The sequence below is a fragment of the Caulobacter henricii genome, assembly GCF_001414055.1.
Lineage (GTDB): Bacteria > Pseudomonadota > Alphaproteobacteria > Caulobacterales > Caulobacteraceae > Caulobacter > Caulobacter henricii.
The window spans coordinates 606895-621616 of record NZ_CP013002.1 but is presented as its reverse complement, the minus strand read 5'-3'; the positions used below and the strand labels follow the sequence as shown (position 1 = coordinate 621616).

The 14722-nt window shown below is 64.7% G+C and carries 10 protein-coding genes; 4 read left to right on the top strand and 6 right to left on the bottom strand.

The window, feature by feature from the left end; translation table 11 throughout:
- Positions 1-249 precede the first annotated feature (249 nt).
- On the top strand, positions 250-2082 hold the full coding sequence (gene typA / locus AQ619_RS02980) for a translational GTPase TypA (protein WP_062144038.1): 1833 nt from the start codon (positions 250-252) through the stop codon (positions 2080-2082).
- 206 nt (positions 2083-2288) lie between these two features.
- Positions 2289-4718, top strand: a complete 2430-nt coding sequence (locus AQ619_RS02975) for a putative bifunctional diguanylate cyclase/phosphodiesterase (RefSeq protein WP_236849524.1) — start codon at positions 2289-2291, stop codon at positions 4716-4718.
- 53 nt (positions 4719-4771) lie between these two features.
- On the opposite strand, the gene AQ619_RS02970 is transcribed toward AQ619_RS02975, so the two are convergent.
- From AQ619_RS02970 to AQ619_RS02960, 3 genes are all read right to left on the bottom strand, one after another.
- Positions 4772-5020 (bottom strand): GlsB/YeaQ/YmgE family stress response membrane protein, encoded by a 249-nt coding sequence (locus tag AQ619_RS02970; RefSeq protein WP_062144035.1) that lies wholly within the window; start codon positions 5018-5020, stop codon positions 4772-4774.
- Positions 5021-5373: 353 nt separating this feature from the next.
- The gene (locus AQ619_RS02965) at positions 5374-6210 is read right to left on the bottom strand and encodes an FkbM family methyltransferase (RefSeq protein ID WP_062144032.1); all 837 of its coding nucleotides are present in this window, start codon (positions 6208-6210) and stop codon (positions 5374-5376) included.
- Between the two features lie 200 nt (positions 6211-6410).
- Positions 6411-6866 carry a GNAT family N-acetyltransferase gene (locus AQ619_RS02960; protein WP_062144029.1) on the bottom strand — a complete coding sequence of 152 codons (456 nt, stop codon included), beginning with the start codon at positions 6864-6866 and terminating at the stop codon, positions 6411-6413.
- Between the two features lie 51 nt (positions 6867-6917).
- Here AQ619_RS02960 and AQ619_RS02955 point away from each other — a divergent pair, with 51 nt between their 5' ends.
- Both AQ619_RS02955 and AQ619_RS02950 read left to right on the top strand, forming a co-directional pair.
- Positions 6918-8087, top strand: coding sequence for an aminotransferase (locus AQ619_RS02955; RefSeq protein WP_062144026.1), 1170 nt, complete (start codon positions 6918-6920; stop codon positions 8085-8087).
- Entirely contained in the window at positions 8084-8617 is a 534-nt protein-coding gene (locus tag AQ619_RS02950) for a GNAT family N-acetyltransferase (protein ID WP_062144023.1), read from the top strand. The genes AQ619_RS02955 and AQ619_RS02950 overlap by 4 nt, the downstream gene beginning before the upstream one ends.
- On the opposite strand, the gene AQ619_RS02945 is transcribed toward AQ619_RS02950, so the two are convergent.
- From AQ619_RS02945 to AQ619_RS02935, 3 genes are all read right to left on the bottom strand, one after another.
- A complete protein-coding gene (locus AQ619_RS02945) occupies positions 8586-11168 on the bottom strand; it encodes an ATP-binding protein (protein ID WP_062144020.1) in 2583 nt (860 codons plus the stop codon). The genes AQ619_RS02950 and AQ619_RS02945 overlap by 32 nt on opposite strands.
- Positions 11169-11246: 78 nt before the next feature.
- Complete coding sequence (locus AQ619_RS02940) at positions 11247-12011, bottom strand: SDR family oxidoreductase (RefSeq protein WP_062144017.1); 765 nt, start codon at positions 12009-12011, stop codon at positions 11247-11249.
- A gap of 180 nt (positions 12012-12191) precedes the next feature.
- Positions 12192-14684, bottom strand: a complete 2493-nt coding sequence (locus tag AQ619_RS02935; RefSeq protein ID WP_378109288.1) for a TonB-dependent receptor — start codon at positions 14682-14684, stop codon at positions 12192-12194.
- Positions 14685-14722: the final 38 nt, after the last annotated feature.

Sequence of the window (14722 nt, the reverse complement as noted above, 5' to 3'; positions counted from 1 at the left end):
AGCGATGACCCGCGACTTCTGCTCAAATTGCAGGCATGTTGCGCTGCACAATTAGTTGCGATTGTAACAACCCACCCCCTCGCCCCTGCGCAAACCCCGCCAAATCAAGGTTTTCGCACTGACACCGGTTTCCAGGGCAACCTCTTTCGCACGAGGTGGGTGGATAAACGCTGCGCAGTCGCGTAAAAGCCGCGCGCCTGACGCGCGCAGCGTCATCTCCCGTTTCTTCCCCGAAAGTCCGCCTTCTCCATGTCCATGCGAAACATCGCCATCATCGCGCACGTCGATCATGGCAAGACCACCCTCGTCGATCAGCTCCTGGCCCAGTCCGGCGTCTTCCGCGCGAACGAAGCCACGACCGAGCGCGCCATGGACTCCAATGACCAGGAGCGCGAACGCGGCATCACCATCCTCGCCAAGTGCACCAGCGTTCTGTGGCACGGTGAAGCCGGCGAAACCCGCATCAACATCATCGACACCCCAGGCCACGCCGACTTCGGCGGCGAAGTCGAACGCATCCTCGGCATGGTCGATGGCTGCGTGATCCTGGTCGACGCCGAAGAAGGCGTCATGCCCCAGACCAAGTTCGTCCTGGGCAAGGCCCTGAAGATGGGCCTGCGTCCGATCCTCTGCCTCAACAAGGTCGACCGCCCGCACGCCGATCCCGACCGGATCCTCAACGACGTGTTCGACCTGTTCGCCGCCATGGGCGCCACGGACGAGCAACTGGACTTCCCGCACATCTATGCGTCGGGCAAGAACGGCTGGGCGACCATGGACATGAACCAGCCCAACGACACCCTGGCCCCGCTGTTCGACCTGATCGTCCGCCACGTGCCGGAACCCAAGGTCGTCGAGAATGTGGACAAGCCGTTCCAGATCCTGTCGGTCCTGATCGAAAACGACCCCTTCCTGGGTCGCCTGCTGACCGGCCGCATCACCTCGGGCAAGGCCGTCCCCGGCATGTCGATCCACGCCCTGTCGCTGGACGGCAAGGAAATCGAGCGTGGCCGCATCACCAAGGTCCTGGCCTTCCGCGGCCTGAAGCGCCAGCCGGTCGATGAAGCCGAAGCCGGCGACATCGTCGCCATCGCCGGCCTGTCGAAGGCGACCGTGGCCGACACCCTGTGCGCCATGGAAGTCACCGAGGCCCTGCCCGCCCAGCCGATCGATCCGCCGACCATCTCGATGACCGTCTCGGTCAACGACAGCCCGCTGGCCGGCAAGGAAGGCGACAAGGTCCAGAGCCGCGTCATTCGTGACCGTCTGCTGCGCGAAGCCGAATCCAACGTGGCCATCAAGGTCAGCGAAACGGCCGAAGGCGACGCCTACGAAGTCGCCGGTCGCGGCGAACTTCAGCTGGGCGTGCTGATCGAAGGCATGCGCCGCGAAGGTTTCGAAGTGTCGATCAGCCGTCCGCGCGTGGTGTTCCAGACCGATCCGGAAACCGGCAAGCGCCTGGAGCCGATCGAAGACGTCATGATCGACGTCGACGACGAATTCTCGGGCATCGTCATCGAAAAGCTGTCGATGCGTAAGGCCGAGCTGAAGGACATGGGCCCGTCGGGTGCCGGCAAGACCCGCCTGCAACTGGTGGCTCCGTCGCGTTCGCTGATCGGCTATCAGGGCGAGTTCCTGACCGACACCCGCGGTTCGGGCGTGCTGAACCGCGTGTTCAGCCACTACGAGCCCTACAAGGGTGCCATCGACAGCCAGCGCAAGGGCGTGCTGGTCTCGAACTCCGACGGTGAAACCGCCGCCTTCGCGCTGTGGAACCTGGAAGATCGCGGCACCATGTTCGTCGGTGCCGGCGAGAAGACCTATCAGGGCATGATCATCGGCGAAAACAGCCGCCAGGATGACCTCGACGTCAACCCGATGAAGGCCAAGCAGCTGAACAACATCCGCGCCTCGGGCAAGGATGAAGCCGTTCGCCTGACCCCGCCGCGTCGCATGACCCTCGAACAGGCCATCGCCTATATCGAGGAAGACGAGCTGGTCGAAGTGACCCCCAAGAACATCCGCCTGCGCAAGCAGACCCTGAACCCGTCGTTCCGCAAGCGTCGCGTCAAGGAAGAATAGGACTTCTGGTCCACGAGACAGAACAGGCCGCCGCCCCTCGGGACGGCGGCCTTTTTGTTTGCCGCAACCAAGATCCGTCGACGGTCATAGTGTCGCGGAACCAGGCCCTGTTCCCGCGACGAAACAGGCTTAACCGTCAGTTCACCAAACACCGGCAGGGTGTCCGGGGGACGTCGCCGTCCTGAAGAGACCAGGACCATCGCCCTTTGCGCAACGCCGTCGCAAACTCGATCATCAGCCGGGGGCGCAGCACGATCCTGGGCCTGCTGCCGACCGTGCCTGACGACATGGCCGGCCGGATCCGGCTGGAGCAGCTGAGCAGCATCCTGCGCCTGACCCCCATCATGATGGGGGCCAACATCCTCATCGCCATGCTGGTCTGCCTGGCCGGCTCGACCGGTCCCCATCGCGACGCCCTCTTGGTCTGGTCAGCCCTGGTGATCAGCTACGGCCTGCTGGGCCTGAGGGGCTGGCTCTCCGCCCAAAGACGCAAGGCCGGCAAGTTCACCGTATCGGAGCGCGGTCTGCGCCGGATCGCGACCCAGGCCGGCCTGCTGGGCTGCCTTTGGGGCATCCTGCCGATCCTGGCCATGGACGGCGACACGGCCAGCGTCCAGATGCGGATGATGATCGCCGCCGTCATTGCCGGCATGATCGGCTGCGGTGGCTTCGCCATGCTGGCCCTGCCCCAGGCCGCAATCGCCTATTCGACCCCGATGGTCCTGGGCTCGCTCTATGTGCTGCTGCGCAGCGGCGACCCGATCCTGCTGGCCTTAGCCGGGCTTCTGATCTTCTGCTACCTGGTCATCAGCCTGTCGTGCCTGTCGCACGCCAAGGTCTTTGCCGAACGCCTGGTCGCCGGTGAGGAACTGGAGCGCCAGAAGCAGGTGGTCAGCCTCCTGCTCAGTGATTTCGAGGAAGGGGCCAGCGACTGGCTCTGGGAAATCGACGCCCAGGGCGCCCTGACCTATGTGTCCGACCGGATGGCCGCCGCCGCCGGCGCGGACCGCTCCGCCCTGATCGGTTGCCCCCTGGCCTCGCTTTGCGGTGCCGCCGCCGAGAGCCCGGCCGGGCCTGTCGCGTCCCTGGCTGTGCTGTTCAGCGAACAGAAGACCTTCCGGGACGTGATCGTTTCGCTCCAGGTCCAGACCGAGACCCGCTGGTGGTCGATCAGCGCCAAGCCGATCCATGACATGAGCGGCGGCTTTACCGGCTTTCGCGGGGTCGGCGCAGACGTGACCGCTGCGCGCGAGGCCCAGGCCCGCATCTCGCGCCTGGCCCATTTCGATGTCCTGACCCAGCTGCCCAACCGCCTGTCCTTCCTGCAGGCGCTGAGCCAGGCCTGGCACGACCACGGCTCCGAAGACCCCAACCCCGAGACCGGCGGCGGCTGCGCCGTGCTTTGCCTGGACCTGGACTTTTTCAAGGGCGTCAATGACAGCCTGGGCCATCCGGTGGGCGACGCTCTGCTGGTCGCGGTCGCCGAGCGCCTGCGTCAGTGCATTGGTGAGGCCGGCTTCGTCGCCCGCCTCGGCGGTGACGAATTCGCGGTCGTGGTCGCCCCCGCGCCCTTGCCGGAATCCCTCGGGAACCTGTCGCGCACCATCGTCGAGACCCTCTCCCAGCCCTATGAAATCAAGGGCCACAATGTCCTCATCGGGGCCAGCATCGGCATCGCCATGGCCCCGTCCGATGCCGCCGATCCCGACAGCCTGCTGAAGAATGCCGACCTGGCGCTCTATCGCGCCAAGGGTGACGGCCGCGGGGCCTATCGCTTCTTCGAGATGTCGATGGACGTCTGGGCCCAGGAACGCCGGGCGCTTGAGATGGATCTCCGGGCCGCCCTGGCCAATGACGAGCTGAAGCTGTTTTTCCAGCCGCTGATCGGCAGCCGCGAGCACGAGATCACAGGTTTCGAGGCCCTGCTTCGCTGGCAGCATCCACGACGCGGCCTTGTGCCCCCCAATGACTTCATCGAATGCGCCGAGCAATGGGGCCTGATCGGCAAGATCGGCGAATGGGTCCTCAACGAGGCCTGCAGACAGGCCGCGTCTTGGCCCACCTCGCTGACCGTCGCTGTCAATCTGTCGCCCAACCAGTTTGCCTCCGGCGACCTGGTTGGCCAGGTGGCGCACGCCCTGGAACTCTCGGGCCTGGATCCGGCCCGGCTGGAGCTGGAGATCACCGAGGGCCTGCTGCTGCAGGACACGGCCCGGACCATGGACCAGCTGGCGGCCCTGAAGGTCCTCGGCGTGAAGATCGCCATGGACGACTTCGGCACCGGCTATTCCAGCCTCGCCTATCTCTGGCGGTTCCCGTTCGACAAGATCAAGCTGGACCGCTCGTTCGTGGCCGAGATGAGCGACAATTCCGCCATCACCGACATCGTCCGCACCATCACCCTGCTCGGCCAGACCCTGAAGCTGCAGGTCACGGCCGAGGGGGTCGAGACCGCCGATCAGGCGCGGATGCTGGGCGAGATGCACTGCGACCATTTCCAGGGCTTCCTGTTTGGACGCCCCATGCCGGTCGGCGACATCCCCAACTTCCTGATCAGCGATCTGGCCCGCCGCATGCGCCGCGAAAGCGTCGAGGCGGCCGAGGCGGAAGACGCTGCGAACAGCGCGTCGGCGTAACGCCTGGAATCCGATCGCCCCGGCCTTCGCGGGGGAAAGCGGATGTTCTGAGCCTAGCTTTTCTTGATCAGACCTAGCAGGGCCAGGAGCAGGATCGCGCCGAGGGTCGAGATCAGCAGGCTGCCGATGAACCCGCCCCAGGCTATGCCCAGAGCACTGGCGGCGAAGGCCCCGAGGAATGAGCCGACCACACCGACCACCAGATTGGTCAGCAGACCGTGGTTGCGCTTCATGATCTGTTCGGCGATCCAGCCGGCCAGAATGCCGATAATGATCGCGCCGATGAGGCCTACGCCGCTCATGAATATCTCCCGAAAGCTCTGTTGAGCCTCCGGAATGCGTGAGCTGCGGTGAAGGTTGCGTTGGAGGTGGCGTGTCGGTCCACTCTAGCGACACTTTCAACGCTCTGTGACGCTAGCGCGTCCGCGGGCCGGCGAAATGCGCGGCGGGAATTTCGACCCTTAGCGGCCGTCAGGCGCTCCGGCTTTAGGTGGTGAAGGAAGCTGCCTTCTCGCTTGAGGGCAAATAACCTCACCCGGCCCTAGGAGAACTCGGACTTAGCGTCGGGGCAATTGAGGCTATCTGCCGAGAAGGGGACGCAATGGAAGGTCCGCCGCGCGCCGCTCAATAACCGGCTAATGCCTAGCGGTTGGGGCTAGTAGCCGAACCGCTGCAGATAGGGAAACAGGCTTACCAAGGTTGGCAGTGGTTCTACGGCGTCAGCGACTTTGGGAAGCTCCCAGAGGTTTGCGGTCCCCTTAGGTAGCGCCACAACGGAAAAGTCACCCTTCCTGCGTGGAGGCACCGCCGACTTCTTACTGGGGGCGTTCAAGCTGACGAAGGGTGAGTAGAACCAGTAAAGATCGTACCCTGCGCTAAAAAGCACTGAGCGCATTTCCTGATGGGCCTTCTCGTGCTTGACGTTGGCCTCCAGCAGCCAGATCGGCCGGGTAACGTGTAAGGTTTGTTCAGCCCCCCTAAGCACCTCGGCCTCGTGACCCTCGACGTCGACCTTAATGAACCGGGTATTGCTGGGCGCGAGGGCGTCGATGGTTGTCATCCGTGCCCGCTCGGTTTGGTACTGCTGCTCCATGTGGAGACCTACGATACCGAAATTGCCAGTCTCTTTTAGGCTCAGGGCCGGAAAGTCGATCAGCCCCTCAGCCGCTCCGACCACGGCGTTGTGGACCTCGACATTGTAGCGGCCATTGGCGAACGCGTTCGCGGAGAGGACTTGCGCTAGGCCTCGATGCCCCTCCACCGCAATGAAGCGCCAAGTGTCCCGGCCAGTGGCAAGCGGCAAGCAGATGGCGCCGATGTTGGCACCGATGTCGAGAAACGTACCTTCGCTCTCACATGCACTCAGGCACTGAGCGATGAAGCCAAGCTCAGCCGGAGCGAACTCGCCATAGTCCCTGAGCATCTGACCCACAGAGTCATCGCCTTCAGGATAAAGGAAGTTGAGACCATAGGCGCGCGTGATGTCGAGCATTGTGTGGCCTAACTGACCTTGGCGTTGGGAGCAATAGGGGCGAATGTTGATGCGATCGACCTACATCGACCAAAATCGGACGCTGCTTCTGCGTCAGGGCCTAGTTGGGAAACAACTTGGCTCCTTGAAACCCGAAAGTGCTCTTTCCACCCTGACCTGACCTCAAGAATGTCCGCTGTCAGCCCGGCGAAGAATGGCCCCTAAACCCGCCGTTCCATGAACACATCGGCCCGCGCATACGACGTGTCGCGATGGGGCAGATCGACAAACCCCATCGCCCGATAGAGCCCGAGCGCCGGGGCGAGGCTGGAATTGGTCTCCAGATAGAGCCGGGGCGCGCCCAGGGCCTCGGCCTTGTCGATACAGGCCTGCATCAGCAGCCTGCCCAGCCCCGTCCCCCTCGCCTGCTCGGTGACAGTCATCTTGGCCACCTCGAACCCACCGTCCTCCAGCAGGATCAGGCCGACGCAGCCGATGATCTCGCCCTCGTCGGTCTCGGCCATCAGGATGTGGCCACCCTTGTCGAGGATCTTGCCGACTGGATCGTTCAGCGCCTCATGGTCCTTGGCCTCCATCGTGAAATATCTGGAGATCCAGGCGACATTCAGGTCGCGCCAGGCGTCGGCATGTCGGGCTTCAAAGGGCAGGATGCGCATGGACGCGATAATGTGCGATCAGACACTCCAGGCAACAGGCAAACCCCGATCATGGTCCATCCCGTCTTCGAAAACCTGCCCACCACCATCTTCGAGGAGATGAGCGGACTGGCGCGCGAACTGGGCGCGATCAATCTGGGTCAGGGCTTTCCGGACGATGCTGGCCCCGAGCCGGTGCGCGCCAGGGCCGCCGAGGCCCTGATGACGGGCTCCAACCAGTATCCGCCGATGCGGGGCCTGCCCGAACTGCGCCGCGCCGTGGCCCAGCACTACCGCCTGTCCCAGGGTCTGGACCTGGACGAGAGCGAGATCACCGTCACCTCGGGCGCGACCGAAGCCCTGGCAGCCGCCTTCTTTTCGCTGATCTCGCCCGGAGATGAGGTGGTGCTGTTTCAGCCCCTCTACGATGCCTATCTGCCACTGATCCGCCGGGCAGGCGGCGTGCCCCGGCTGGTGCGCCTTGAGCCGCCGCACTGGCGCTTCGACCGCGCCATGCTGGAGGCCGCCTTCACGCCCCGGACCCGGATGGTGGTGCTCAACAGCCCGCTCAACCCGGCCGGAACCGTGGTGCCCGATGAGGACCTGGCCCTGCTGGCGGAGTTCTGCGTGGCCCATGATGCCATCGCCGTCTGCGACGAGGTCTGGGAAGCGGTGACCTTTGACGGCCGTCGCCACCGCTCACTGATGGACTTGCCCGGCATGCGCGAGCGGACGGTCAAGATCGGCTCGGCGGGAAAACTTTTTGGTATGACAGGGTGGAAGGTCGGGTTCCTGTGCGCGGCACCGCCCCTGACCCGGGCTCTCGCTGCGGCCCACCAGTTCCTGACCTTTACCACACCGCCCAACCTTCAGGCCGCCGTGGCCTGGGGGCTGGACCATCACCGCGACTGGTTCACGGCCATGCCGGCGGGTCTGCAGGCCTCCCGCGACCGGCTTTCTGCCGGCCTTGTGGCTGCGGGCTTCGCTGTCCTGCCCAGCGCCGGCACCTATTTTCTCAATATCGACCTGCGCGCCTCGGGCCTGACCCTGAATGATCGCGACTTCTGTCTGAGGCTGGTGCGCGAACACGGCGTCGCGGCCATCCCCGTCTCGGCCTTCTATGCCGAGACACCGGTGCAACACATTGCCCGTCTATGCTTTGCCAAGTCTGACCAGACGCTCGACGAGGCGGTCGCCCGCATGGCCCGCGCCCGGCAGGCTTTAGAAAGACAGGACGCATGACCGAATCGCCGCTCATGGAACAGGGCCGAAGTGTCTCGCTGATCTGCGCGACCTCGGAGATGATTCAGGCCGAGGACATGGGCGGCGAGGCGATCGCCAGCTGCCTTGGGGTCGCCCCGCCCGCCTCCTGGCCGCCCGAGCACAATGACGCCGCCACCCGCAGCTGGATGAGCGACCTGCTGGCCCAGAATCCGGACGAACCGGGCTATGTCTCCTGGTACGTCATCGGCCAGGGGCGACTGGTCGGGGTCTGCGGCTACAAGGGCCCGCCCAATCTGTGGGGTGAGGTCGAGATCGGCTATTCGATCGTCGAGGCCGAGCATCGCAAGGGTTTCGGCGTCGAGGCCGCAGGCCTGCTGGTGGCCCGCGCCTTCCGTGACCCTCGGGTCGCCGTGGTGACGGCCGAGACCTTACCGGCCCTGGTCGCCTCCCAGAAGGTACTGATGCGATGCGGCTTTAGCCATGTGGGCGGCCATATGGACCCGGACCAGGGTCAGATCATGCGGTTTGAGGTGCCGCGTCCTGCCTGACCGGTCGGCTGGCCACCAGGCGGGCCGACAGAACCTGGTCCATCACCGAAAGCAGGTTCCGCAGATCGATGGGCTTGGCGACATGGGCGTCGACCCCGGCGGCCAGACAGGTCTTGATCTGGGCCGACAGGACGTCCGCCGTCAGGGCGATCACGGGCAGGCGTTCAAAGCGTGGATCGGCGCGCAGCCGGCGGGTGGCCTCCAGACCGTCCATCACCGGCATGTTGATGTCCATCAGAACGATGTCGACCGGACCGGCCTCGAGCGCCGCGAGCGCCTGGCGACCGTCTTCGGCCTCGATCAGGTCACACTCCAGCGGGGCCAGGAACAGGCGAATCACGCGGCGATTGATCGGGTGGTCGTCAACGACCAGAACCCGCCGCCCCTGCAGGGCGGCAAAGGCCGGTTGCAGAACATCCTCGGGCGCGCCGGGTTCGGGAGCCGGCAGGCTGTCGGGCGCGCCGGCGTCGAGCAGCATCCGGATGGTGAAGACCGAGCCTTCCCCCTCGCGGCTCTCAACCTGGATGTCGCCGCCCATCAATTCTACCAGCCGCCTTGTGATGTTCAGACCCAGACCCGTGCCGCCGAAGTTGCGCGTGGTGGAGGCATCCGCCTGGGTAAAGGCGCTGAACAGCTTGGCCAGGGTGGCTTCGCTCATGCCGATGCCGGTGTCGCTGACCCTAAGGCCAATGCTCTGGCGGCCCGTGGCCTCATCCAGGCCGCAGGACAGCGCCACCTCCACCCGGCCGGCATTGGTAAACTTCAGGGCGTTTGAGACCAGATTGGTCAGGCATTGGCGCAGACGAACCGCATCGAACAGCAAGGGTCCCGGCGGCGGGCCGTCGACCCGGAAGACGAGGTCGATGCCCTTCTCCCGCGCCGTCGGCTGATAGCCGCCGATCAGCCGGGCACAGACCACCGTCAGGTCGCCTGCGGTCGGAGCGATCTCGAGCTTTCCCGCCTCGATCTTGGACAGGTCGAGGATGTCGTTGAGCAGCACCAGCAAGGTATCGCCCGAATCCAGGATCAGTTCGATCTGCTCGCGCTGGCCCGGTGTCAGGTCTTCCGAGCGCAGCGACTGGGCCAGACCGAGCATGCCATTCAAGGGCGTGCGCAGCTCGTGGCTCATCACCGCCAGGAAGGACGACTTGGCCTGGTTGGCGGACTCGGCCCTGGCCTGGGCCTCGCGCAGCGACCGGGAGACACGGCGCTGATTATAGGCCCAGGTGCCGCCGCCCAGGAACAGCAGGGACAGCAGCAATGCGATCACGCCGGACGCCTGGGCCAGGCGGCGGTTGAGCTCGACCTCGGCCGCCAGACGACGGCTTTCGTCGCGCTTGGCGCGCAGCTCGCTCTCAAGCGCCGCCGACATTTCGGCCACGCTGTGGGTATGGGCCTTGTCGCTTTCGGCCCGATCCCGGCGTTGCCAGGCATCCAGCTTCAGGAACGCCTCCCGGCTGCGACCTTCGGCCTGGTCGATATAGGCCTCGGCCAGCTGCTCAATCTGCGGATCGCGTGCGGAGAGGCTTGTCGGCACGGCACGCAGACGGGCGAGGTCGGAACGCGCCCCAGCGGCATCGCCCACCATGGCCCGGGCCAGAAGCCGCCTTTTCAACATCACAACGAGCAGTCGGCTGTCGGGATTGGCCAGGGCGGCCGTCATTTCCGGCAAGCAGGCCAGAACGCCCTTCGGCGACTCGCGGGCCTCGGCGACGAGCGCGCAGAGAAACCGGTCCCAGGCCCTCAGGCCAGGGTCGCCACTGGCCCAGGTCATCTGGTGATGCAGCTTGGCGAACCGTTCGGCCGCGTCGATCTCGCCGACCTCAACGGCGGTGAAGGCGATATCGTAGACCCGTTCGATCTTGCGCATGTAGAAGGCGTCGCGCTCGTCGAGGGCGGCGGCCTCCGCCATGCGCTCCAGGGCCCCTTCCTTGTCGCCGATGTCGGCCAGCGTATAGGAATGCACCTGATGGACTTCGGCCAGCAGGGGACGGGCGATCTCGCCGCGGAGCTCGATCTCCACGCTCAGATTGGCGGCCAGGCGCGCGGCTTCCGACCAGTCTCCGGTCTGGCCCAGATGACGCACCCGCTCAATGCCGGTCATCATGCGGACATCCTGCGACGGATGGCCCAGCAGCCGCTTCCAGTCGGCTTCGGAAAAGGCCTCGAAACCGCCGGTCTCATTGCTGTAGGTCAGGACCATCAAATCGGCCAGGGCCAGCAGCGGCGCGTCATTGTCGCGCCGGGCCGCCAGACGGGTCTTGGCGATCCAGCTGTCGAAAGCGCGCCGGATCTGACTGCTCTTGTAGGCGTAGATCACGCGCCACAGGCCGTAGAGGCGCTCGGGCCCCTTCAGGCGCAAGGCCTTCTGCCCAGCCAGCTCAATATCCTCGTTGTCACGCGGCGGCCGGCGGACCTGATGGGCCCCGATGCTATTGTTCAGCTGCTCAAGCCGGACCGCCATCGTCGACGGGGCACGATCCGTCGCCCAGGCGCCGGCGCAAGCGGCCAGGCTCCCGAAGAAAACGACAGAGGCCAGAAATCGTCTCAAGGCCGCTCCTTGAATTGGGCGGGAACCCTGCAACCCAAGGCGTATATGCCCTATTAAGCTTGACCGCCTGAAGTGAGGTCAGATTGTCGCGCCCCCGTCGACGACCAGGGCCTGACCCGTCATGAAGCTGCCGGCCTGTGACGCCAGATAGACGGCTGCCCCGGCCAGTTCATCAGGTTCGCCGATGCGGCGCAGCGGCACGCCCTTGGTCGAGCGTTCCAGGGTCTCCGGATTGTCCCACAGCGCCTTGGCGAAGTCGGTCTTGATCAGGCCCGGCGCGATACAGTTGACCCGCACATTGTCCGGCCCAAATTCATGGGCGAGGTTGCGGGCCAGCTGGAAGTCGGCGGCCTTGGAGATGTTGTAGGCCCCGATGATGGCATTGCCACGCAGGCCGCCGATCGAGGAGATGATGATGATGGAGCCGTCGCGGCGCTCACGCATCTCGGGCGCGACCATGCCGATCAGCCAGTGATTGCTGATGATATTGTTGTCGAGGATCTTGCGGAACTGGTCGTCGGCTATGCCGGCCAGGGGCCCGTAATAGGGATTGCTGGCGGCGTTGCAGACGCAGATGTCGATCTTGCCGAACGCCTTGCGGGTTTCATCGACCAGGCGCTGGAGGTCTTCCTTGGCCCCGATATTGGCCGGTACCGCGATCGCGGTGCCGTCGCCATGCCGGGCATTCAGTTCGGCGGCCACATCGTCGCAGGGGCCCGCCTTGCGGGACGAGATCACCACCTTTGCACCATGCTCGGCCATGCGCTGGGCGATGGCCTTGCCAATCCCGCGCGAGGATCCGGTGATGATCGCCACCTTGCCGGTGAGGTCGAAGAGGCCCATGGCGCGCTCCCTGAAACGCTTGTTTGAATTGAGAGCACACTGAGCCGCCCTGGCGGCGCGGTCAAGGTTTCGGGGCCAGCCCCAAAACGACGAAGGCGCTTCCAGCCGAAACCGGAAGCGCCTTCTGAAGTCAGTCCCGAGCGCCGCCCGGGCAAGCCGGGCGGCGCAAAGGTCTGGAGACTAGAACGACTTGCGCAGGGTCACACCGTAGGTGCGCGGCACAGTCGGATAGCCGCTGTAGCTGCCGTCCTGAACCACGGTCGGGAAGGACGCGATCAGGCTGTTTTCCTTGGTCAGGTTACGAACCCACAGCATGGCTTCAAGCTGATGGGCTTCGTTGATCAGGCCAAGGCTGGCATTGACGTTGTTCTGACCCCAGGTCGACAGCTCGGGCGGGGTGGTTTCCGTCAGCTGCGTGTCGCTGGTGTAGTCATATTCGACCCGCAGATAACCGGCATAGCCGTTGCCGAAGTTGTGGTTGGCGGTGGCCGAGGTCGAGACGCTCCACTTCGGGATACCGGCCGGTGCATCACCGGTCAGATCGCGGAAGTTCGGACGACGACCGGTCGCCGGGTTCAGCGGGCAGCGGACGGTGTCGTAGTTCACGCAGGCCGCACCGGTGAAGGAGTCGTACTTCGGGTCGAGATAGGTGACCGCGCCGGTCAGGGCCAGCCACGGCAGGGGGCGGTAGGCGCTGTCGACTTCGAAGCCGCGCACCGATTCCTTACCAGCATTGACCAGGCTGTAGCCGAGGCCCGTGAAGGCGTTGGACTGGAAGCCCTCGATCGCCTGGTCGAACACCGCCACGTTGAGGTAGCCGCCCGGGAAGTTGGCCTTCAGGCCGGCTTCAAGCACGGTGACGTCTTCGGGGTTGGCGCTGCGGCCAACGCCATTGGCATTCGGCGGACGGCTGTCGGAGGACAGGTTGAATGCCCCGGCCTTCCAGCCCGTCGAGTAGCTGACATAGGTATTGATGCTGCCGAAGTCATAGGCCGCACGAAGCGAATAGGTGACCTTGTCGGCCTTCAGCTTCCCCGATTCCGAAGCATTGGGGAAATTGACCGGCGCGTGGTTGGTCGTGTTGCCATAGTAGAACTGCAGACCGCCGAGGGCGGCATAGAGGTTGCCCGGCAGGCCGAGGGCCGAAAGCTGCGGCACGGCGCTGAGGTTCAGGGACGAGAAGGGGTCCTTCAGGACGACGTTGGACTTGGCGTCCTTCTCGTCGCTCAGGAAGGCGAGACCACCGGTCAGGGTCAGCTTGTCGGTGACGGCATAGTCAGCCTGGCCGAACAGCGAGAACGAGGTCTGCTCCATCGCATAGTAGTCATCGATGCCCTGGCCGGCCTGGAAGTAGGTCTTGCCCGGAACGACCGAAGGCGTGACCAGGCTTTGCAGGAACTCGAGCGCATAGATGTTGGAGCGACCGGTCAGGGCCGGGCGCAGGGGCGCGGGAAGAGCGCCGAGCAGGGCCGCCGGCACCGGGCCGCTCAGGCCTTCTGCGAAGCCCCGGATGTCCTTGCCGAAAGCGATCGTGCGGCCGGTATCCAGCTTTTCGTTCTGATAGAAGCCACCGACCAGCCAGCTGAGCGGACCATCGCCCTTCGAGGCCAGACGCAGTTCCTGGGTGAAGGTCTTGATCGTGTTGCCCAGATCGTTGGTGGCCAGGTCAGCACCGGAGAAGTCGATGTCCTGGAACGAGGCGCTGTTCTGCTTGCGATAGGCGGTGATCGCGGTCAGGTTCGCGAACCCGAAATCGTGGTCGAGCTGACCCGACACGCCCTTGCCGGACAGGCTATTGGCCGGATCGCTGGTGAAGGTCACGTCGCGATTGAACTTGGTGGCCGGGTTGCCGATCTTGGCCCCCAGACCGAACGGGGCCGGGGCGCCGATGAACTGGGTCGCAGGACCGTTCAGCAGCTGCACCACGGTGCAGCAGACTTCGTTGATCTTGTTGTAGTCGGCGATGATCCGGATCGAGGTGTCGTCGGTCGGGAGCCACAGGACGTCGCCGCGGATCGACCAGCGGTCGCGGTTGTTGACGTCATTGCCAGTGATCACGTTGGTGGCGAAGCCATCGCGCTTGTTCATGCCGCCGGACAGACGCAACGCAACGGTCTCGCTGAGCGGGCCGGTCACGGTCGCCTTGAATTGCTGCGAGTTGTAGTTGCCGAGGCTGACCTCAGCCTTGCCGCCGAAATCGAACTGCGGCTTCTTGGTCACGATGCTGATGGCACCGGCCGAGACGTTCTTGCCGAACAGGGTCGATTGCGGGCCGCGCAGCACTTCGATGCGCTCGATTTCCGGAAGGTCGTCCAGGGCCGAAGAGGAGCGCGAGCGATAGACGCCGTCGATGAACACGGCGACCGAGCTCTCGATGCCGTCATTGCCGTTGCCGTTGCCGAAGCCGCGGATGACGAAATTGGTCTGGCTGACGGCGTTGAACTGCGAAACCTTCAGCGAAGGCACCATGGACTGCAGGTCGATCAGGTCGCGCACCTGGGCGCGCTCGACGGCCTGGGCACCGGTCACCGAGACCGAGACCGGCACGTCCTGCAGGGTCTGCTCGCGCTTGGTCGCCGTGACGATGATCTCTTCGACGGTCGAGTTGGACGTTTGGCTTTGCGCGAGCGCTGGGCTGCTAGCGATCAGCGCGGCGAGTGAAACGCCGAGCATCTGGATCTTCTTCACGTAAACCTCCCTCAGGTTTTTTT